The 20,236-nt window shown below is 73.5% G+C and carries 18 protein-coding genes and 1 tRNA gene; 6 read left to right on the top strand and 13 right to left on the bottom strand.

Annotated elements, in window-relative coordinates; genetic code table 11:
• Positions 1–171: 171 nt before the first annotated feature.
• Positions 172–996, top strand: a complete 825-nt coding sequence (locus tag AC067J_RS04760) for a hypothetical protein (protein WP_478296533.1) — start codon at positions 172–174, stop codon at positions 994–996.
• A 129-nt stretch (positions 997–1,125) separates the two neighbouring features.
• Here the strand turns inward: AC067J_RS04760 and AC067J_RS04755 are convergent, their stop codons facing one another.
• The 4 genes from AC067J_RS04755 to AC067J_RS04740 all read right to left on the bottom strand — a co-directional run bounded on the left by AC067J_RS04755 (position 1,126) and on the right by AC067J_RS04740 (position 5,676).
• On the bottom strand, positions 1,126–2,544 hold the full coding sequence (locus AC067J_RS04755; RefSeq protein WP_478296532.1) for a glutamine synthetase family protein: 1,419 nt from the start codon (positions 2,542–2,544) through the stop codon (positions 1,126–1,128).
• Positions 2,544–4,043, bottom strand: a complete 1,500-nt coding sequence (locus AC067J_RS04750) for an amino acid permease (protein WP_478296531.1) — start codon at positions 4,041–4,043, stop codon at positions 2,544–2,546. The genes AC067J_RS04755 and AC067J_RS04750 overlap by 1 nt, the downstream gene beginning before the upstream one ends.
• Positions 4,044–4,101: 58 nt before the next feature.
• Entirely contained in the window at positions 4,102–5,088 is a 987-nt protein-coding gene (locus AC067J_RS04745) for a hypothetical protein (RefSeq protein WP_478296530.1), read from the bottom strand.
• A gap of 514 nt (positions 5,089–5,602) precedes the next feature.
• Positions 5,603–5,676: transfer RNA gene (locus AC067J_RS04740), tRNA-Thr, on the bottom strand.
• Between the two features lie 301 nt (positions 5,677–5,977).
• Here AC067J_RS04740 and AC067J_RS04735 point away from each other — a divergent pair.
• The 3 genes from AC067J_RS04735 (at position 5,978) to AC067J_RS04725 (ending at position 8,616) form a co-directional block, all read left to right on the top strand.
• The gene (locus tag AC067J_RS04735; RefSeq protein ID WP_478296529.1) at positions 5,978–7,069 is read left to right on the top strand and encodes an ABC transporter ATP-binding protein; all 1,092 of its coding nucleotides are present in this window, start codon (positions 5,978–5,980) and stop codon (positions 7,067–7,069) included.
• Positions 7,070–7,278: 209 nt separating this feature from the next.
• Positions 7,279–7,722 (top strand): hypothetical protein, encoded by a 444-nt coding sequence (locus AC067J_RS04730; RefSeq protein ID WP_478296528.1) that lies wholly within the window; start codon positions 7,279–7,281, stop codon positions 7,720–7,722.
• A 111-nt stretch (positions 7,723–7,833) separates the two neighbouring features.
• The gene (locus AC067J_RS04725) at positions 7,834–8,616 is read left to right on the top strand and encodes a nucleotidyltransferase family protein (RefSeq protein WP_478296527.1); all 783 of its coding nucleotides are present in this window, start codon (positions 7,834–7,836) and stop codon (positions 8,614–8,616) included.
• Between the two features lie 112 nt (positions 8,617–8,728).
• Here AC067J_RS04725 and AC067J_RS04720 read toward each other — a convergent pair whose 3' ends face one another.
• From AC067J_RS04720 to AC067J_RS04690, 7 genes are all read right to left on the bottom strand, one after another.
• Positions 8,729–10,495, bottom strand: coding sequence for a DoxX family membrane protein (locus AC067J_RS04720; protein ID WP_478296526.1), 1,767 nt, complete (start codon positions 10,493–10,495; stop codon positions 8,729–8,731).
• A gap of 189 nt (positions 10,496–10,684) precedes the next feature.
• Entirely contained in the window at positions 10,685–11,680 is a 996-nt protein-coding gene (rlmB, locus tag AC067J_RS04715; RefSeq protein WP_478296525.1) for a 23S rRNA (guanosine(2251)-2'-O)-methyltransferase RlmB, read from the bottom strand.
• 141 nt (positions 11,681–11,821) lie between these two features.
• A complete protein-coding gene (cysS, locus tag AC067J_RS04710) occupies positions 11,822–13,216 on the bottom strand; it encodes a cysteine--tRNA ligase (protein ID WP_478296524.1) in 1,395 nt (464 codons plus the stop codon).
• 117 nt (positions 13,217–13,333) lie between these two features.
• Positions 13,334–13,729, bottom strand: coding sequence for a PPOX class F420-dependent oxidoreductase (locus AC067J_RS04705; RefSeq protein WP_478296523.1), 396 nt, complete (start codon positions 13,727–13,729; stop codon positions 13,334–13,336).
• Positions 13,730–13,972: 243 nt separating this feature from the next.
• On the bottom strand, positions 13,973–14,482 hold the full coding sequence (gene ispF, locus AC067J_RS04700) for a 2-C-methyl-D-erythritol 2,4-cyclodiphosphate synthase (RefSeq protein WP_478296522.1): 510 nt from the start codon (positions 14,480–14,482) through the stop codon (positions 13,973–13,975).
• Positions 14,472–15,221, bottom strand: coding sequence for a 2-C-methyl-D-erythritol 4-phosphate cytidylyltransferase (ispD, locus tag AC067J_RS04695; RefSeq protein WP_478296932.1), 750 nt, complete (start codon positions 15,219–15,221; stop codon positions 14,472–14,474). Before ispD ends, ispF begins: the two co-directional genes overlap by 11 nt.
• A gap of 259 nt (positions 15,222–15,480) precedes the next feature.
• Positions 15,481–15,963, bottom strand: coding sequence for a CarD family transcriptional regulator (locus AC067J_RS04690; protein WP_030244332.1), 483 nt, complete (start codon positions 15,961–15,963; stop codon positions 15,481–15,483).
• A 435-nt stretch (positions 15,964–16,398) separates the two neighbouring features.
• Here AC067J_RS04690 and AC067J_RS04685 point away from each other — a divergent pair, with 435 nt between their 5' ends.
• The gene (locus AC067J_RS04685; RefSeq protein WP_478296521.1) at positions 16,399–16,992 is read left to right on the top strand and encodes a DUF461 domain-containing protein; all 594 of its coding nucleotides are present in this window, start codon (positions 16,399–16,401) and stop codon (positions 16,990–16,992) included.
• Between the two features lie 242 nt (positions 16,993–17,234).
• Here the strand turns inward: AC067J_RS04685 and phoP are convergent, their stop codons facing one another.
• Together phoP and phoR are read right to left on the bottom strand one after the other, a co-directional pair.
• Complete coding sequence (gene phoP / locus AC067J_RS04680) at positions 17,235–17,927, bottom strand: two-component system response regulator PhoP (RefSeq protein ID WP_327678296.1); 693 nt, start codon at positions 17,925–17,927, stop codon at positions 17,235–17,237.
• A gap of 2 nt (positions 17,928–17,929) precedes the next feature.
• Complete coding sequence (gene phoR / locus AC067J_RS04675) at positions 17,930–19,204, bottom strand: two-component system sensor histidine kinase PhoR (protein WP_478296520.1); 1,275 nt, start codon at positions 19,202–19,204, stop codon at positions 17,930–17,932.
• A 306-nt stretch (positions 19,205–19,510) separates the two neighbouring features.
• Here phoR and phoU point away from each other — a divergent pair, with 306 nt between their 5' ends.
• Positions 19,511–20,194 (top strand): phosphate signaling complex protein PhoU, encoded by a 684-nt coding sequence (phoU, locus tag AC067J_RS04670; RefSeq protein WP_478296519.1) that lies wholly within the window; start codon positions 19,511–19,513, stop codon positions 20,192–20,194.
• Positions 20,195–20,236: the final 42 nt, after the last annotated feature.

Raw genomic sequence — 20,236 nt, 5'->3', positions numbered from 1 at the left:
GGACAAGGGCTTCCGACGAAAAACCTGAGCCGTTTAGACTCAATTCCGAGAGGCCGTGCAACTGCCGCAGTAAACACCCCAAAAAACCTCTCCTGCCAGCTGTTTACCGCGCCGACGGGTACCATCCCCGAGTCCGGGTCCATCGCCGTTTACTGCGGAAGGAAGAAGCCGATGCCACCCCTGCCCCCGGTCGAGTACGCGGTCGCCGTCGAGCGCTACCTGACGGCCTCCGGGCTCGGCGCGGCGTCGCTCCGCGTCTACCGGATCGCCCTGCGCACCTGGGCCTGGGCCCTCGCCGACCGCCCCGCACCCACCGGCCCCGAACGGCGCCGCGCCCGCCCGCCCGTCCTGCCGCTCGCCCTGCTCGACCACCCGGACGCCGCCGCCCGCCTCCTGGCCGCCGCCACCCGCCGCGCCGACGGCACCGATCCGCGCACCCTCAACCGCGAGCTGTCCACCCTGCGGGCCGCCGTCGCCTGGTGGCGCGCCCAGGGCTGGATCAGCACCGACCCCACCGTCGGCCTGCGCCCGCACGCCGTCCCCGCCACCGCCCCGGACCCGCTCACCCCCGAACAGCTCCAGGCGCTCTTCGCCCTCCGCGCGCCGCTCCGCGAGCAGGCCCTCTGGCGCCTGCTGCACGAGAGCGGCGCCCCCGTCGAGACCGTCCTCGCCCTCGACGTCGACGGCCTCGACCTCCCCGGCCGCCGCACCCGGCCCCCGGCCCCGCCGCTGCGCTGGCAGGCCGGCACCGCCCGCCTGCTGCCGCTGCTGCTCGCCGGCCGCGCCGCCGGTCCGCTGTTCCTCACCGACCGGCGCGCCCCCGCCGCCACCCCGGTCGCCGACCGCTGCCCCCACACCGGCCGCGCCCGCCTCTCCTACCGGCGCGCCGCCGAACTCTTCACCGCCCGCACCGCTCCGCTGGCGCCCGGCGGCTGGACCCTCCGCCGGCTCCGCCCGGCCGCCCGAACGCGCTCCACCCGAACGCCCTCCGCCTGAACGCCCTCCGTCGGAGCCCTCCGCCTGAACCCTCCGGTGCCGCCGGCCACCCGCGGGCCCGGCCGGAGCGGGCCGGGAAACGCGACGGCCGGCCGCCGCACTCGCGTGCAGCGGCCGGCCGTCCCGGGGTCACGCCTGGGCGAACCCCCGGCGCAGCTCGGCGTCGGTGACGACACCGCTGTGGTGGTCGAGCTCCAGCCGGGCGATGCCCGCCAGGTGCGCGACCTGCCGGTCGCCGAGCAGCCCGGCCGCCGACTCACTGCGCTCGAACGCCCCGACCGCCTCGACCAGGTGGGAGGGAACGCGCGCCGCCCCGGTGTCCAGGTAGGCGTCGCCGTCGCTGGCCGGCGGCACCTTGAGGCCGTTCTCGACACCGTGCCGCACGCCGGCGACCACGGCCGCGAGCGCCGCGTACGGGTTGGCGTCGGCGCCCGGCAGCCGGACCTCCAGGTGGAGGCCGGCACCGTGGCCGACCACCCGGACCGCGCAGGCCCGGTTGTCCCGCCCCCAGTTGAAACGGGTCGGGGCGAACGAGTGGTCGCGGAAGCGGTGGTAGGAGTTCACGTACGGCGCGTAGAGCGGGGCGGTGACCGGCAGCACCTCCAGCAGCCCCGCCACGGCCTGCCCGCCCAGCTCAGACAGCCCGGCGCCGCCCGGCCCCGTCCCCCGCAGCACCGGCCCGTCCGCCCCGTACAGGGAGACGTGCAGGTGCATCCCGCTGCCGACGCCGGTGGCCGGGGAGGCCATGAACGTCGGCGCCAGGCCGTGCCGGTCGGCGACCGCCCGGACGGCGTGCTTGAACAGCACGTGCTGCAGGCAGGCGAGCCGCGGGTCACCGTACGGGAAGGTCACCTCGACCTGCCCGGGGGCGCCCTCCAGCTTCACGGCCTCCACGGGCAGTCCGGCGCCCGCCAGGGCCTGGCGCAGGCTCCGGGTGAAGGCGGCGACCTCCCGGGGCTGGTCGAGGGCGTAGTCCCGGTTGTCCCACGTCACCGGGCGCAGCCCGCGGAAGTCCCGCCCGGCGGCGTCCCGGACGCTCCCCCCGTAGAGGACGAACTCCGTCTCCACGCCGACCTGCACGCTCAGCCCGTGCCCGGCCAGCAGGGCCAGCTGGTCCTCCAGCAGCGTGTCCGGCGCCACCGGCAGCGGGCCGCCGTCGGCCACCGGGCGGCAGTGCACCAGCGCCGTTCCGGGCAGCCACGGCAGCAGCCGCGCGGCCGAGAGGTCCGCCGCCAGGGCCACGTCGGAGAACCCGGCGCCCCACGAGCCGAGCGCACCGGTCCCCTCCGCGGACATGCCCAGGTCCGTGTCGAACACGTACCCGCACATCTCCGGCGTGAGCTTCCCGGACCCGAGCCGCTCCAGCAGCACGCCGGCGTCGAACTCCTTGCCCTTGAGCCGGCCCTGCCAGTCCACCGCCGCCAGCAGCACGGTGTCGACGCCGCCGCGCACCAGTGCCCGCAGCGGCCCAGTGGCGGGGGTCTCGCCCGGAACCGCCGCGGAGGAGGCGGCCGCCCGTCGACGGCGGGCGGCCGGTCCGGCAGGCATCAGATCACGCTCCCGGTCAGCTCGGTCAGCTCGGCGCTCTGCTGCACCGGCGGGTTGTAGGACCGGCCGGCCTTCAGCCACCACAGGCCCGCGCCCAGCAGCGCCACCAGCAGCGCGACGGGGGCGTAGTTGAACGTGTCCGAGGTGACCGGGTGCGCCTGCGGGAGGCAGAACAGCACGGTGACCACGGCCACCCAGCAGACCGCCACGATCCCGATCGGCCGACTCCACCGGCCCAGGGTCCACGGCCCGGCCTGGAACGCCTTGCCCTTGCGCAGCCGCAGGTAGATCGGGATGGCGTAGGCCGGGGTCATCCCCAGCACGTTGATCGCCGTCACCGCCCCGTACGCCACCGGGCTGTACAGCGAGGGCAGGGCCAGCACCAGCGCCGCGCCGACCGCCAGCCAGACGCCGGCCACCGGGGTGCCGGTGCGCGGCGAGACCCGGCTCCAGAGGGCCGAGCCCGGCAGTGCCCCGTCCCGCGAGAACGCGAAGACCATCCGGCTGGCCGCCGCGGTCTCGGCGTTGCCGCAGAAGAGCTGCGCGACGATCACCACGGCGAGCAGGGCCTTGGCGCCGTTCGGGCCCAGGGCGTCGAGGAAGATCTGCGCCGGCGGCACCCCGGTGGCCGAGCCGATGGTGCCGGCGTAGTCCTGGATCGCGAACAGCATGCCGGCCAGCAGGACGAATCCGGCCACCCAACTGACCCAGATCGCCCGGACGATGCCGCGCGCGGCCGCGACCGACGCCCGGGTGGTCTCCTCCGACATGTGCGCCGAGGCGTCGTAGCCGGAGAAGGTGTACTGCGCCAGCAGCAGGCCCAGGCAGGAGACGTAGATCGGGTTGGTCCAGCCGGTGTTGTTCACGAAGTGCGTGAACACCCAGGTGGTGTCCTGGTGCTGGGACGGCACGATCATCAGCGCGCCGACGATCACCACGACGCCGCCCAGGTGCCACCAGACCGAGATGCTGTTGAGCACCGACACCAGTCGCACGCCGCGCAGGTTCAGCCCGGCGTGGACCACCAGGATCACCATGAAGATCAGGAACAGCTTGCCCGGGGTCGGCTCGAAGCCCCACTGGAGGTTGGCCAGCGCGCCGACGAACGACGCGGCCCCGTAGTCGATCCCGGCTATGCCGCCGACCAGGCCGAGCAGGTTCAGCCAGCCGGTGGCCCAGCCCCAGCGCGGCCCGCCGAGGCGGTGGGCCATGAAGTAGAGCGCGCCGCTGGTCGGGTAGGCGCTGGTGACCTCGGCGAGCGCCATGCCCACCAGGATCACCATCAGCCCGACCCCGGCCCAGCCCCACAGCATGACGGCCGGACCGCCGGTGTTCAGGCCGAAGCCGAACAGGGTCATGCAGCCGCTGAGGATCGAGATCACCGAGAAGCTGATCGCGAAGTTCCCGAACTCACCCATTCTGCGGTTGAGTTTCGGTTCGTAGCCGAGGCGACGGAGCTGGGTGTCGTCGCTGTTGGGAGTTGCGTGGGCGGGCGGCATCGCCGGACCTCCGGGGGGACGGATTCATGCGGACGGGGAAGCGGCAGCACGAGCGGGGTCAGTTCTGGGCGCTCGAACTGCCCACGTAGGCCTGGTGCCTGGCGGTGAGCAGGAGGCTCTCCGCGAGTTCCGGGGAGTCGGCGACGTGGACCCACGGCGCCTGGGACGCGAACGACCCCAGCGCGCCGAAGACCTCGACGGCCTCCCTCATCCGGACACCGGCCCACAGCGCGTGGGCGAGATGGCTCAGGTCGACGACCGGCCACTGGTCGGGCTGTTCCGTCGCGGCCCAGCTCTCGAACGCGGCCATGGCACGGTCGCGGTGAGGCTCCCTCAGCCACTGGCGGCGCGCGATGTCCCTGCGCCGGTCGGTGCGGTACTGCTCGACGGACAGGTACAGCGGCAGGACGAACAGCGGTGAGCCGTACGGCGCGTTCGGCATCACGAAGTTGACGAAGTCGGTCGCCGACCAGCGGCGCACGGTCAGCCAGTACCGCAGCATCCGGACGTGCGCCTCGCGGTTGAACGGATCGCGCCGGTTCGCCTCGAAGAACAGGCCCCAGGGGCCGGGGGGGAGCATCATGTCCGGCCCCGGGTCGCGGTGTTCGGCCCGCCGCTGCTCCGGGTCCAGGGCGGCCAGGGTGAGCAGACAGAGCCAGGGCACCGGGTCGGCGGGGTGCTCCTCCACCGCCCGCCAGCTCGACCGCCGTGCCTTCTGCTCCAGTTCCACGGCGTCCCGGCGGCCGGCGGCATGGGCGGCCACCGCCCGCTCGACCTCCACCCGGAGCCGCAGGATCGCGAGGTCGGGGCTCCCGGGCTCCTCGTCCGCCCAGTGCTCCAGCGCGTCGGAGCGGGGCGCCACCACGCCCAGCACCTGGGTCCTCGCCGATCTCCGGCTCCAGTCGCGTCCGGTCGTGTCCAGCAGGGACCGGGTGGAAAGCCACCGTCCGACGCAGAGGTCGTCCACCGCCGCCCTCAACTCGGCATCGTGGCCGGCGGGGTGATACACGAGCCGCGCCGGCTCCCGGCCGGGCATCGCGTCCATCTGCCGTTCCTTCCTCGGGGCTCGATCCGTACGCGGGCAGCCTCACCACCCCGGTCAGCACGGGGAGACCGCTGCCGGGGAAGGGGCCGGCACCGCGCACGTCCTTCTCAGCGCGGGCCTGACGCGACGTCAGGATAGTCATGGAACACGCACGTTAGGTGACCGGGCCGTGACAAAATCGGTGGCGAACAGGTCTCACACGATCCCCACTGCGCCGATCCGGCACCGTGCACCCCGGGGCCGGCAGGCCGCCCCTCGCGCACCTCCGGCCCCCTGAACTGTGCTTCTCGGGGAATCGTCCGGTTTCCCGGGAACCCCTCGGGGCCGCACCGGGGACCCGTCCGCCCCGGACGACGGGCGCGGGGCGGGGAGAAAAAAAATCGGGCGCACGAACCGGGGGCGGGCCGGTCGGCCGGCCCCCCGGCCCGATGCGAACGGCCCCGGGCGGATCGCCCGGGGCCGTCGGCGGAGCCCCCTCGGTCCGGAGCCGTGGCCCGGCCGGGGTGGCGCGCTGAGCCCCCTGTCGGGTTCGAACCGACGACCCCCGCTTTACAAGAGCGGTGCTCTGGCCAGCTGAGCTAAGGAGGCACGGTGACCGTCCGCGACATGGCCACGGCGGCACCGGGGGCAGTCTACCGGGCGCGAACGGGCCGGTGGGGGGATATCCGGAGGTTGGGCGGCAGCGGGGCCCCGCGGGGCGGGCGTGATGGAACCGATGCCGAAATCCGGTCGGCCGGGGGCTGACAAGCGGCGGAAGCGCAGGTAGCGTCGCCGGGAGCCGGTTCCGGCAGTGGTTCAGACCACTGCCGGAGGGACCGGCGGACGCAGCACCCCGAAACCTTTACTCGGATCGTCCGGCACGTTCCTGCCGGTGAAGGAGAGCACAGCCATGGCTTCTGTGACGTACGACCAGGCGACCCGCGTCTACCCCGGGGCGGACAAGCCCTCCGTGGACGCGCTGGACCTGGAGATCGCGGACGGTGAGTTCCTCGTCCTGGTCGGCCCCTCCGGCTGCGGCAAGTCGACCAGCCTCCGCATGCTGGCCGGCCTGGAGGACGTCAACAGCGGCGCCATCCGGATCGGCGACCGCGACGTGACCCACCTGCCGCCGAAGGACCGGGACATCGCGATGGTGTTCCAGAACTACGCGCTGTACCCGCACATGACCGTCGCGGAGAACATGGGCTTCGCGCTCAAGATCGCCGGCGTCAACAAGACCGAGATCCGCACCAAGGTCGAAGAGGCCGCGAAGATCCTCGACCTCACCGAGTACCTGGACCGCAAGCCGAAGGCGCTCTCCGGCGGTCAGCGCCAGCGTGTCGCGATGGGCCGCGCGATCGTCCGCGAGCCGCAGGTCTTCCTGATGGACGAGCCGCTGTCCAACCTGGACGCCAAGCTCCGCGTCTCGACCCGCACCCAGATCGCCGGTCTGCAGCGCCGCCTGGGCATCACCACGGTGTACGTCACCCACGACCAGACCGAGGCGCTCACCATGGGCGACCGGGTCGCGGTGCTCAAGGGCGGCGTGCTGCAGCAGGTCGACACCCCGCGCAACATGTACGACCGGCCGGCCAACCTCTTCGTCGCCGGCTTCATCGGCTCCCCGGCGATGAACCTGGTCGAGGTGCCGCTGGTCGACGGCGGCGTGAAGTTCGGCGGCTCGGTCGTCAACATCTCCCGCGAGGACCTGTCCGGCGCCGCCACCGACAAGACCGTGACCGTCGGCATCCGCCCGGAGCACTTCGAGATCGTCCCCTCGGGCGGCATCGAGGGCGTCGCCGTCACCGTCAACGTGGTCGAGGAGCTCGGCTCGGACGGCTTCGTGTACGGCACCACCCAGATCGGCGGCGTGGACAAGGACCTGGTCGTCCGCGTGCACGGCCGCCAGATCCCGGCCCGCGGCGAGACCATCCACGTCGTGCCGATCGCCAACGAGACCCACGTGTTCTCCACCAGCAGCGGCGCCCGCCTCTCCAGCTGAGGCAGGCCCCGGGCCTGCCCGCCCGGCCGCGCCCCGCAGCACCGCGCCGAGCCCCGTCGGACCGTCACCGGTCCGGCGGGGCTCCGCCGCGTCCCGCCACCCCAACGGGTGGCAACGTCAACACGATGCAGGGACGAACCGGGACACCCTGTCACCCGATGGTGTAACGGAGGGCGATGCGGCGCCCACCCACCGCTACGCTCCTGAGCGTGAAGCAGCTAGTTCGCCGAATCGGCCAGACCGTCGCCCTCGCCCTGCCCGTCGTCCTGGTGACCACCGGCACCCTCGCCGTGACCCGGGTGCCGTGGGCCCCGCCGACCGCGCTGGACCAGCAGGTCGTGGCGGCGTCCAGCGGGGACGGCGCCGGGATCGGCCGGACGGCGACCACCGGCCGGGCACCCGACGGGCTCGCCCCGCAGGACGCGCTGCGCGTCGCGCTGCTGGACGAGCTGCGGGCGCACAACCCGGGCAGCGCGCTGGACCTGCTGGAGCGCTCCATGCGCGAGCAGCCCGCGCTGACGCCGTACTGCACCTCGCTCGCCACCGAACTGGGCAAGGCCGCGGTGCGCAAGTACCAGGGCGACGTCCAGCGGGCCCGCTCCTTCGCCCGCGCGGTCTGCGACGGCTCCTTCGCCTCCGGCGCCTCCGCCTGACCGGCGCCTCCGCCCGACCGCAGCGCGTCCCCCGGCGGCCGGCCGCGTCCCCGCCCCCGGGAAAGGGCGCCGTGGGGCCCGCGGGCCCGGCCCCACGCCTATTGTTCAGCCATGACCGCTGACTCCGGCCCCACCGCCGCCCAAGCAGCCCACCAGCCCCCGCCCGGACCGGTGCCCGTCACCCAGGCCGTCATCCTGGCCGGGGGCCAGGGTTCGCGGCTGCGCCCCTACACGGACGACCGCCCCAAGCCGCTGGTCGAGATCCCCGGCACCGGCATCCCGATCCTCGGCCACCAGCTGGCCTGGCTCGCCTCCGAGGGGGTCACCGACGCGGTCGTCTCCTGCGGCCACCTGGCCGACGTGCTGGAGGAGTGGCTCGACAAGGCCGACCTGCCGCTGAAGGTCCGCACGGTGATCGAGGCCGAACCGCTCGGCCGCGGCGGCGGCCTCAAGTACGCCGCCAAGGCGCTGCCCCGCCCCGACGAGCCCTGGTACGCCACCAACGGCGACATCTGGACCCGGTTCAGCCTGCGCGACATGGCCGCCTTCCACCACGAGCGGGACGCCGTCGCGACGCTCGCACTGGCCCGCCCGAGGATCCCGTGGGGCGCGGTCGAGACCGACCAGTTCGGCAACGTGCTCGACTTCATCGAGGCCCCGCCCTCGCCGTTCCTCATCAACGCCGGGCTCTACGTCTTCAGCCCGGAGTTCGCCGAGCTGCTGCCGGACGTCGGCGACCACGAGCGGACCACCTTCCCGCAGCTGGCCCGCGGCAAGCGGCTGGCCGGCTACCAGCTGCCGCAGGGCGTCTACTGGCGGGCCATCGACACCGCCAAGGACCTCACCGAGGCCGCCAAGGAGCTGGCCGCCGGAGCCGGCCGCGCCCCGCAGTAGCCCCCGCGGCGCCACCCGCGCCCGCGCCCCGAGCGCGCGGACACCGCATCACGGCGACCGGCCGGGTGCTCCCCCACGGAGCACCCGGCCGGTCGTCGTGGCGGCCGGACCGTCAGGTGGCCGTCGGCACCCCCGGACGGGAGTTCCGCGCACCGCCGCCGGACAGCTCGGACAGCGGCCCGCTGCCGAGCACACCACCCAGCAGGCCCGAGCCCGAACCCGAGCCGGCGCCCGTACCCGAGCCCGAGCCGGTCGGGGCGCTGCCGGCGCCGCTGCTCGGGCTCGGCTTCGGCGCCGCCCCCGAGCCGCTGCCCGACGCCGGCGTGCTGCGCTGTGCGGGCGCCGAACCGGCCGGCGCCGGGGCGGCGGGCGGTGCCGAGGCGGCCGGCGCGGTCGGGCTGGCCGCACCGCTCTCCGGCTTGGCCGACTTCGCCTTGCCGCTGGGCGTGGCCGTCGCCGCCTTCGGCGAGGCCGGGGCGCTGGACGGCGGGGCCGACGGCGCCGGGGCGGACGGCGAGGCGGGACGGGACGCGGCGGGCGAGGGCGGCGTGGACGCACCCTTCCCGCCGGGCGTGACGGACGGCCCGCCGCTCGGCCAGACCGGGGTGCCGTAGTCGGTGGCCGGCCGGGACGGCGCCGGCGCCGGACGGGCACCGGTACGGACCGCCGCACCCAGCATCGAGCCGACCAGCAGGGTCAGGCCGACCACCACCGCGGTGACCACCGCGCCGCGCCGCAGCACCCGGCGGCGGAGCGCCGCGGGGGCCTCGGTCCCGTACCGCCGCCAGGCCTCCAGGTTGAGCCGCCCGTCCAGCGAACCGAACGGCGCCCCGGCGATCAGCAGCGGGCTCCAGGCCGCCAGGAAGATCAGGTCGGGGGTGTCGTAGACCGGGACGGCCCGCCAGCTGACCGTGAACAGCAGCGCGGCGGAGAGCAGCATCGCCGCGCCGGCCGCGAGCCGCTGCCAGAGGCCGAGGACGGTCAGCACGCCGACCACGATCTCGGTGAACGACACCACCAGGCCGGAGCCGACCGGGTGCGCCATGGCGAAGGCCAGCAGCGGCTCGGCGACCTTCCACGGGTGCAGCGAGCCGAGCCAGCGCATCATCGAGCCGCGTTCGCCGCCGTCGAAGTACACCGGGTCGCAGAGCTTGCTGAACCCGGCGTAGACGGAGAGCGCGCCGAGCACCGCGCGCAGCGGCAGCAGCACCAGGCCGAGGTCGACCCGGCGGCCGGGGTACCAGGGCTGCCTGCCCTCCGCACCGGCGGCGGAGACCTCGGGCAGCTCGCCGCTGGGCGTCCAGCCCTGGGGCGCGCCGACCGGGCCGACGCCCGCCTCGGTGGCGCTGCCGGCCCCCTCCCGCGGCTGGCGCGGGACGGTCCGGGAGCCGCCGTACGGCGGGATCAGCCGGGTGTCGTCGTCGGCCGGGGAACCGCCCCGTCCGCCGACCCCGGCCGGCGCCGGGACGCCGCCCAGCCGGACGGCCTCCAGCAGCTGGGTGGCCGCGACGTCGCCCGGCCGTGCCTCGCCGGTCCAGGTGACCGGGGTGACCCGGCCCTTGCGGCGCGGCCCGCCGGCGCCGCCGGTGAGCGCCGACACGGCGGAGGCGGGCACGACGACCTGCGGGGTGACCAGCGGACGGCGGATCAGCCCCTGGGTGGCGTAGGGGTCGCCGAACGCGGCGCCGGTGGACAGCAGTCCGGCCGGGGCCTCGATCAGTGGCGCCACCGGGGTGCCGAGATTGAGCCGGAAGCTCGCCTGGGTGCTGCTGAGGCGCGCCGGGTCGGACGGCACCTTGACGGTGGTGAAGCCGGGGCCGGCCTCTATCCCGGTGCTGCCGCCGCCCAGGAGGGGGCGCCGAGGTGTTCTGGTGTCCACACCCGTCTAACCGGGTGACGCCCGGTTAGGACACTCTCCCGGGTGGATATCGGGAGTCCCCTTGAAGTGATCATGAGAAAAGCGATCGGGCCCGGTCGGGCCCGATCGCTTTCACTCGTCTTGCGGACGGAGGGCGGGGAATTCCGGAGAACGCCGGCGCCGGAGGCCCCGTCCCTGCTCGGTCTCCGGTCAGCCGACCTTGGACCGCAGCCGCGCCGCCTCGTACAGCACGACGCTCGCCGCGACACCGGCGTTCAGCGACTCGGTGAGGCCCGACATCGGGATCCGCACCAGCAGGTCGCAGGTCTCCGAGACCAGCCGGGAGAGGCCCTTGCCCTCGCTGCCCGCGACGATCACGACGGGGCCGGTCAGCGCCTCCAGGTCGCCGATCTCGGCCTCGCCGTCGGCGGCCAGGCCGACCACCAGCAGGCCCGCCTTCTGGTACGCCTCCAGCGCCCGGGTCAGGTTGGTGGCACGGGCGACGGGCAGCCGGGCGGCCGCGCCCGAGGAGGTCTTCCAGGCACCGGCGGTCATACCGGCCGCCCGGCGCTCGGGGATGACCACGCCGTGCGCGCCGAAGGCGGCGGCGGAGCGGACCACGGCGCCCAGGTTGCGGGAGTCGGTGACCCCGTCCAGGGCCACGATCAGCGCGTCCTGGCCGGCGTCCGCGGCCTCGCCCAGCAGGTCGTCGGGGTGCGCGTACTCGTACGGCGGGACCTGGAGGACCAGGCCCTGGTGGTTCAGGCCGCCGGTCATCTGGTCCAGCTGCGGGCGCGGGGCCTCCATCAGCGGGATGCCGCGGTCGTTGGCGGCCTGGAAGGCGTCGCGGACCCGGTCGTCGGTGTCGATGAACTGCATGACGTACAGCGCGGTGGCCGGCACGCCGCCCTGCAGGGCCTCGGCCACCGAGTTGCGGCCGACCACCAGCTCCGCGGCACCGGCGCCGCCACGGCCGCCGCGACCGCCGCCGCCGGCGCGGCGCATGCCGGCCCGGGCCTTGGCGTCACGCTCGCGCTTGACCGCGGCGTTGGCGGCCCGCTGCTTGGGGTGACCCTTGCGCTCCTCGCCCCGCGGGGTCGGGCCCTTGCCCTGGAGCGCCTTCCGGCTGTGGCCGCCGGTACCGACACTCGCGCCCTTCTTCGACCCGGGGTTGCGGCGGTTCCTGCGCTGGCTGTTGCCGGCCATGGCTGTACTTCCTGTCTGTCTGTCCGGCATGGCCGGCCGCCTCCGGTGGAAGCCGGTGGCGGCCGACGGCATGCGCTCCGTCATGCGGGAGGGCCGCACCGGTCCGGTACGGCCCCACCTCACCCCTCGGTCGCCCGGGGGTTACTGGCTGTTGATCGTCCAGCGCGGGCCGGACGGGGTGTCCTCGATGGCCAGTCCGGCCTGGCCGAGCTGGTCGCGGATGGCGTCCGCGGTGGCGAAGTCCTTGCGGGCCCGGGCCGCCTGCCGCTGCTCCAGGACCAGGTGGACCAGCGAGTCGACGACGCCGTGCAGGTCCTCCCCCCGCTCCGCCCCGGCCCACTGCGGGTCGAGCGGGTCGAGTCCCAGTACTCCGAGCATCGCACGGACCTCGGCCAATCGCGCCACCGCGTTCTCCTTGTCGTCCGCGGTGAGGGCGCTGTTGCCCTGGCGGACGGCGGTGTGCACGATGGCCAGCGCCTGGGGCACGCCCAGGTCGTCGTCCATCGCCTCGGCGAAGGCCGGCGGCACCTCGGGCGCCGCGTCGACCTTGCCGCAGCGCTCGACGGTCCGCTGGATGAAGCCCTCGATGCGGCCGAACCCGGCCTCGGCCTCGCGCAGCGACTCGTCGCTGTACTCGATCATCGAGCGGTAGTGCGGGGCGGCCAGGTAGTAGCGGAGCACGATCGGCCGCCAGCGCTGGACCATCTCGGAGACCAGCACCGAGTTGCCGAGCGACTTGCTCATCTTCTCGCCGCGCATGGTGACCCACGCGTTGTGCACCCAGAAGTTGGCGAAGTCGTCGCCGAACGCCTTGGACTGGGCGATCTCGTTCTCGTGGTGCGGGAAGATCAGGTCGAGCCCGCCGCCGTGGATGTCGAAGGCCCGGCCCAGGTACTTGTGGGCCATCGCCGAGCACTCCAGGTGCCAGCCCGGGCGGCCGCGGCCCCACGGGGTGTCCCAGCTGGGCTCGCCGGGCCTGGCCGACTTCCACATGGCGAAGTCGCGCTGGTCCCGCTTGCCGGTCTCGCCCTCCCCCTCGGGCTGCAGCAGGTTCTCCAGCTTCTGGTTGGAGAGCGCGAGGTACCCGGGGTAGGACTTCACGTCGAAGTAGACGTTGCCCTCGGCCACGTAGGCGTGTCCGCGGGCGATGAGCCCCTGCATCATCTCGATCATCTCGGGGACGTGCCCGGTGGCCCGCGGCTCGACGGTCGGCGGCAGGCAGCCCAGCGCGGTGTAACCGTCGTTGAAGGCCCGCTCGTTGGCGTAGGCGATCTGCCACCAGGGCGTGCCGAGCTCGCGCTCCTTGGCGATCACCTTGTCGTCGATGTCGGTGACGTTGCGGGCGAACGTCACCTGGTAGCCGCGGTAGGCGAACCACCGCTGCATGATGTCGAAGTTGAGGCCGGACCGGATGTGCCCGATGTGTGGCGCCGACTGGACGGTAGCGCCGCACAGGTAGATCGAGACACAACCCGGTACAAGCGGGACGAAGTCGCGTACCTGGCGGGTGCTGGTGTCGTACAGGCGAATGCTCACAGCGTCAAGCGTAGTGGGCAGCGGGGGGTGCCCCGCGACATTCCGGAATGTCAATACCGCGGCAGAGCCGTTTCCACTCCGTGACGTAGAGGAGGCACCCCTTCCGCTCCGGGCCGGTCAGATCGAGCCGACCACCTTGCGCGGGCTCAGCCGGACGACCACCCGCACGTCGTCCGGGCCGTCGTACGTGTACTTCTGCTCGCCGCGGTACTTCAGCGCCAGCTCGTCGATCAGGTCCTGGCCGCCCTCGCGGGTCAGCGTGACGTCGCCGCGCACCTCCAGGTAGGTGTACGGGCTCTCCGGCGGGTTGACCACCAGGGAGACGCGCGGGTCCTTCACCAGATTGAGGTGCTTGCGGCGCCCCTCGACGGTGGAGAACAGGATGTCGTCGCCGTCCCGCTTCACCCAGACCACGGAGGACTGCGGGCTGCCGTCCGGCTGGACGGTGGAGATCACGGCGAAGCTCTTGCCGTCGATCAGGGACTTGGCCTGGTCGGAGAGGTGTGCGGCCATCGGGACCTCGTTCTTCTCGTCGAGCGGCGGTGGACAGGTCGCCCGGTGGGCGGGGCCGGGCCCGGCTGGGGCCCGCACCGAACGGTAGCGACTCGGGCCCCAGGCAGCAGTCCTGAACACCCGTCACCCGTCACTTATTCCCGGGCAGGCCACCCGATCCGGTGACGCTACCGCCGGGCTCCGCCGCCCGGAAGACCCCCGGCAGAGCCTCCGGAGGGACCGGGCGGCAGGCCGCCGGAAACGTCAACGGCGCTCGTACACCAGGGCGGTGGCGATCGCGGCCAGCCCCTCGGCCCGGCCGGTGAGGCCGAGCCCGTCGGTGGTCGTGCCGGAGACCGAGACCGGCGCACCGACCGCCGCGGCGAGCGCGGCCTGCGCCTCCTCACGGCGCTTGCCGATCTTCGGCCGAATACCGACCACCTGGATCGCGACGTTGCCGATCTCGAAACCGGCCGCGCGGACCAGCCGCGCCGCCTCGCCGAGCAGCGTCACCCCGGACGCCCCGGCCCACTCCGGCCGGTCGGTGCCGAAGTGCGCGCCCAGGTCGCCGATCCCGGCGGCGGAGAACAGCGCGTCGCACGCGGCGTGCGCGGCCACGTCGGCGTCCGAGTGCCCGGCCAGGCCGTACTCGGAGTCCGGCCACTCCAGGCCGGCGACCCGGAGCGGGCGGCCGGCCTCGAAGGCGTGCACGTCGGTGCCGATGCCGACCCGGGGGATCACCGGGACGGCGCCGGCGGTCGGCTCAGTAGGCATCGGAGGCCCTCCTGCGGGCGAGTACGGCCTCGGCGAGCACGAGGTCCAGCGGACGGGTCACCTTGAACGCCTCCTCGTGGCCGGGCACCACCACGACCCGGCCGCCGAACCGCTCGACCAGGCCGGCGTCGTCGGTGACCGGCGGCAGCGCGCCCCCGGCCTCCTCGGTCAGCGCCTTGGCGTGCACCTCGGCCAGCGTCTCCCGGCGGAAGCCCTGCGGGGTCTGCACGGCGCGCAGGGTGGACCGGTCGGGCGTGTCGAGCACCGGCTCGGGCCCGCCCTGGACGGGCTCGACCCGCTTGACGGTGTCGGCCAGCGGAACCGCCGGAACGACCGCCTCGGCCCCGGCCCGGACGGCGGCCGCGACCGCGTCGACGACCTCGACCGGGACGAGCGGCCGGGCCGCGTCGTGCACCAGGACGATCCCGACCTCGGCCGGGATGGCGGCCAGGCCCAGCCGGACGGACTCCTGGCGGGTCTCCCCGCCGGCCACCACCCGGATGTCCTTGCCCTCCAGCCCGTGGCCGTCGAGCAGGGCGACCACCTCGGCCACCCCGTCGGCGGGTGCGGCGACCACGACCAGGCCGACCGCGCGGCTGCGGGTCAGCGCCCGGACGGCGTGCACCAGGAGCGGCACGCCGCCCAGGTCACGCAGGGCCTTGGGGGCACCGGGCCCCAGCCGCTCGCCGCGTCCGGCGGCGGGCACCACTGCTGCTGCGACTGCTGCTGTGGCGTTCAGGTTTCACTCCTTCGGAGAAGTGGGTATGGCCATGGCGTGCACGACGGGCGCGGACCCCTTCCGAAGCACCACCGTCCTCCGCCCGCGGACTCAGCAGAAACGGTCATGCAGACCCGGGGCCGACCGGGCCGACCGGGTGCGGGGGCGTCGTCCGGACACGCCTCAGCGCCCGAAGTGCCACTGCACCACCCACCGGCCATCGGTCCGGTGAGCGGCGCGCCGGCATCGGGCGCTGTGAGCGTTGTGGAGCGGACGGCCGCTACGAGGCGAGCACCTCGTCGAGCAGCGTCTCCGCCTTGTCCTCATTGGTGTTCTCCGCCAGCGCGAGCTCGCTGACGAGGATCTGGCGCGCCTTGGCGAGCATGCGCTTCTCTCCGGCCGAGAGACCGCGCTCACGCTCGCGGCGCCAGAGGTCGCGCACAACCTCGGCGACCTTGATAACGTCACCCGAGGCGAGCTTCTCCAGGTTCGCCTTGTAGCGACGGGACCAGTTGGTCGGCTCTTCGGTGTACGGTGCGCGAAGCACCTCGAAGACCCGGTCCAGACCCTCCTGGCCGACCACATCGCGAACGCCGACGAACTCCGCGTTCTCGGCGGGCACGCGGAGCGTCAGGTCTCCCTGCTGCACCTTGAGCACCAGGTAGGTCTTGTCCACACCTTTGATCTGGCGAATTTCGATGGCCTCGATCAGCGCAGCCCCGTGATGGGGGTAGACCACCGTGTCGCCAACCTTGAACGTCATGTGACAGGACCCCTTCCGTGGCTTTCCAGAATAACACGCTTTTCAGCGCACCCGAAGGGCGTTTTCGCAGGTCAGGGCCGGTCTCGGGGCTTGACAAGCACCCCCATGACGTGCTGCGACCGGTGTTCGACGCGGGCTTCCCGCAGGTCGGAGGCGGTTCCGGTGCCCACCGAAACCTGCCGCAACACTCCCGAAACCGTGATTGGATCTTGAGTTTTCACCGTTTATCGGGCCGTTTCCCGATCGTGATCCGATCTTGGTCGGTTGTTGACCTGAACACGCGGACGTGGGGCCGTACGGACGCCCCTCGACCTTCCGGGGCGCGACACGGGGACCACCCCGTGAGGACGGCATAAGCGAGGTCGATAATCTGAGACCTGATCCACCGACCGAGACCTGATCCACCGACACGTGACCTAGGGAGAAGCCGCCGCCGTGAGCCGCAGCCTTCGACGCGGCAGCATCGCCGCAATCGCCGCCCTCGCCATCGCCTCGCTGTCCTCCTGTGCCGCCGGCAACACGCCGGAGACCCTGGAGATCAAGCCCGACAACGCGTCGGCGACCCTGGGCACCGACATCCGCCTGAACAACATCGTCGTGGTCACCGGGGAGGAGTCCTCCGGTGAGCACACCGGCCCCGCCAACGTGACGGTGAACATCAGCAACACGGGAGCCGAGCCGGTCGAGCTGCAGTCCATCACCGTCGGGAACGGTGCCACCGCCACCTTCGCCGACGACAAGGGCGCCCCGCTGACCGGCGTCATCGTCCCGGCCGGCGGCGCGGTGCTGCTCGGCGGCCAGGGCAACCCGTCCGCCAAGCTGGCCTCCACCACCCTCAGCGTGGGCGGCTTCGTGAACACCTCGTTCGCGTTCCGGAACCACGAGAAGGTCGAGACCGAGGCCGCGGTCTACCCGAACAAGGGCATCTACAAGGGCTTCGGCCCGGCCGCCGCCCCCGGGGCCGCGCCCTCCAAGGCCGCCACCCCGGCCGCCGGCGCCTCGGCCACGCCGTCCGCCGCCGCCCACTGAGGCGCGGCACCCGGCGGTAGCCCCGGCAGGAACGGGGAACGCCCCTCCGGCTGATGCCGGAGGGGCGTTCCCCGTGTCCCCGCTCGTCCTGCTCGCTCCGCCGGCCCGCGTCCGCCCGAACGCCGGCCGCGCGCTTCACGGTGCGGCGTCCGGTACGGGCTGCGGTGCGAGCTGCGGTGCGGGCCGTGCTGCGGACCGCGTGCGGGTCGCGCGCGGGTCGCGGACTCGGGCCGCGGTGCGGTTTACGGCTCGAACTTGTAGCCCAGGCCACGGACCGTGACCAGGTAGCGCGGCGCCCCCGGGTCCGGCTCGATCTTCGCCCGGAGCCGCTTGACGTGGACGTCCAGCGTCTTGGTGTCGCCGACGTAGTCCGCGCCCCAGACCCGGTCGATCAGCTGCATCCGGGTGAGCACCCGGCCGGCGTTGCGGAGCAGCATCTCCAGCAGGTCGAACTCCTTGAGCGGCAGGTCGACCTTGGCGCCGTCCACCGTCACCACGTGGCGGTCGACGTCCATCCGGACCGGTCCCGCCTCCAGCGCGCCGGGGCCGCCGCCGTCGCCCGGGCCCTCGCTCTCGCCGCGGCGGCGCAGCACTGCGCGGATCCGGGCGACCAGCTCACGGGTGGAGTAGGGCTTGGTGACGTAGTCGTCCGCACCTATCTCCAGGCCGACGACCTTGTCGATCTCGCTGTCCTTGGCGGTGACCATGATCACCGGCACGTTGGAGCGCACCCGGAGCTGGCGGCAGACCTCGGTACCGGGCAGCCCCGGCAGCATCAGGTCGAGCAGGACGAGGTCGGCGCCGTTCCGTTCGAACTGCTCCAGCGCGTCGGGGCCGGTGGCGGCGATGGCCACCTCGAAGCCCTCCTTGCGAAGCATGTACGAGAGGGCGTCGCTGAACGACTCCTCGTCCTCGACCACCAGTACTCGGGTCACGATCAGGCCTCCGGGGCAAGCTGGGGGGTTGTTTCTGACAGGGGTTCCGCGGACGTCCCCGCACGGGGACGCTGTTCCACGGGTGCCTGCCCGGCGGGCAGGCGGAGGGTGAAGGTGGAGCCCTGGCCCTCGACGCTCCACACCGAGACGGTGCCGCCGTGCGAGGCGGCCACGTGCTTGACGATGGAGAGGCCGAGGCCGGTGCCGCCGGTCTGCCGGGAGCGCGCGGGGTCGACCCGGTAGAACCGTTCGAAGACCCGCTCGCGGTCCTTCTCCGAGATGCCGATGCCCTGGTCGGTCACCGAGATCTCGATCAGTTCCCCGTCGGCCTCGCCGAGGGCGGCCGCGCTGGAGATCCGGCGGGTGGCGATCGCGACCCTGGTCCGGGGCGGACTGTAGTTGACGGCGTTCTCGACCAGGTTGCCGAGCGCCGCGGCGAGCTGGCCGCGGTTGCCGTGCAGGTAGAGGCCGGCGATGCCGCCGGCCGCGATCAGGATCTGCTTGGCGGCGGCCTGCTGGCGGCAGCGGTCGATCGCCTCGGCGATCAGCTCGTCCACCGCGACCGGCTCCGGGTCGACCATCAGCCGGTCGTCCTGGACCCGGGACAGGTCGATGATCTCCTGGACCAGGCTGGCCAGCCTGGTGGCCTCGATCTGCATCCGGCCGGCGAAGCGCTGCACCGCCTCCGGGTCGTCGGACGCGTCCGCGACCGCCTCGGAGAGCAGCGAGAGCGCGCCGACCGGGGTCTTGAGCTCGTGGCTGACGTTGGCGACGAAGTCGCGGCGGACGGCCTCGACGCGGCGCCGGTCGGTCTGGTCCTCGACCAGCACCAGGACCAGCCGGGAGCCCAGCGGGGCGACCCGGACCGAGACCGCGAGCGGTTCGGCGGCGCGGGCCGCGCCCGGGCGGGGCAGCTCCAGCTCGACCTGGCGGATCTCGCCGTCCCGGCGGGTGGCGCGGGCCAGCGAGAGCAGCTGGTCCACGGCGACCGCGCCACCGCGCACCAGGCCCATCGCGTACGCCGCCGAGCTGGCCTTGACCACCTCGTCGCCCTCGCCGAGCACGATCGCGCAGGAGCGCAGCACGGAGAGGACGGTGTCGACCCCCGGGGGCAGCGGGGGTTCCTGGGCGGGGCTCAGCCCCTGGTTCCGGTTGGTGCCGCCGTACTTGCCCCTGGCCTGCTCGCGCTCGCTCCAACGGAATGCGATCGAGGCCGTGAGGCCGACGCCGAGCCCGGCTATGGCGCAGGCAGCGGCGGCGGCCACGTTCACGTCCATGCCGCCAGCCTAAGCGCACGGTGCGGGCGCTCCCCAAGGGTCGGATCAAGGGATCGGCCGCACGTTGCCGAGAATTCACCTTCAGGTAGCTGCCGGTTCACCGGGCGGGTCGTGCGTGGTCGCCCGGACGGCCCAGAGTTGGCCGGGCAGCCCGTGTGGGGAGGGTGACGGAGCCGAACGGTCGTCCGTCACCCGAGGTGCGCGCGTACGATTCGCGCCACCAGCAGCGGTCACCCGTGCGCCGTACGGCGGTCGTACCGGATGACCGGTCGGCACCGCCACCGACACAGCTACTGAGGAGAGAGCATGCGCGACGCGTACCACGAGGAACTCGACTCGATCGGCGACAGCCTGGTCGAGATGGCCAGGTTGGTCGGTTCGGCCCTCGGCCGGGCCACCACCGCGCTCCTCGACGCGGACCTGGAACTGGCGGAGAGCGTGATCGCCGCCGACGAGAAGGTCAACGACCTGCACCACGAGCTGGAGAACCGGGCGATCGACCTGCTCGCCCGCCAGCAGCCGGTCGCCACCGACCTGCGGATCGTCGTCACCTCGCTGCGGATGAGCGCCGACCTGGAGCGCTGCGGCGACCTCGCCCGGCACGTCGCCAAGGTCGCGCGGCTGCGCTACCCGGCGTCGGCGGTACCGAGCGACCTGCACTCGACGGTGCTGGAGATGGGCCAGCTCGCCCAGCGGCTGGTGGCCAAGGCCGGCCTGGTGATCGCCACCAAGAACGTCGACAAGGCCCTGGAGCTGGAGCAGGACGACGACGCGATCGACGCGCTGCACCGCGAGCTTTTCGCGCACCTGATCGACGAGCGCTGGCACCACGGGATCGAGACCGCGGTGGACGTCACCCTGGTCGGCCGCTACTACGAGCGGTTCGCCGACCACGCGGTCTCGGTGGCCAAGCGCGTCGTCTACCTGGTGACCGGTGAGCACGTGGACGAGTTCGTCGCCGCCTCGGAGGCGGCCGCCGGGCTGGAGTGATCCGACCCCGGACGCCCCCGCCCCGGTCGCGCTCACCCCGGC

This window comes from Kitasatospora sp. NPDC042419 (assembly GCF_056437345.1).
This window is presented reverse-complemented; position numbering and strand designations above follow the sequence as displayed.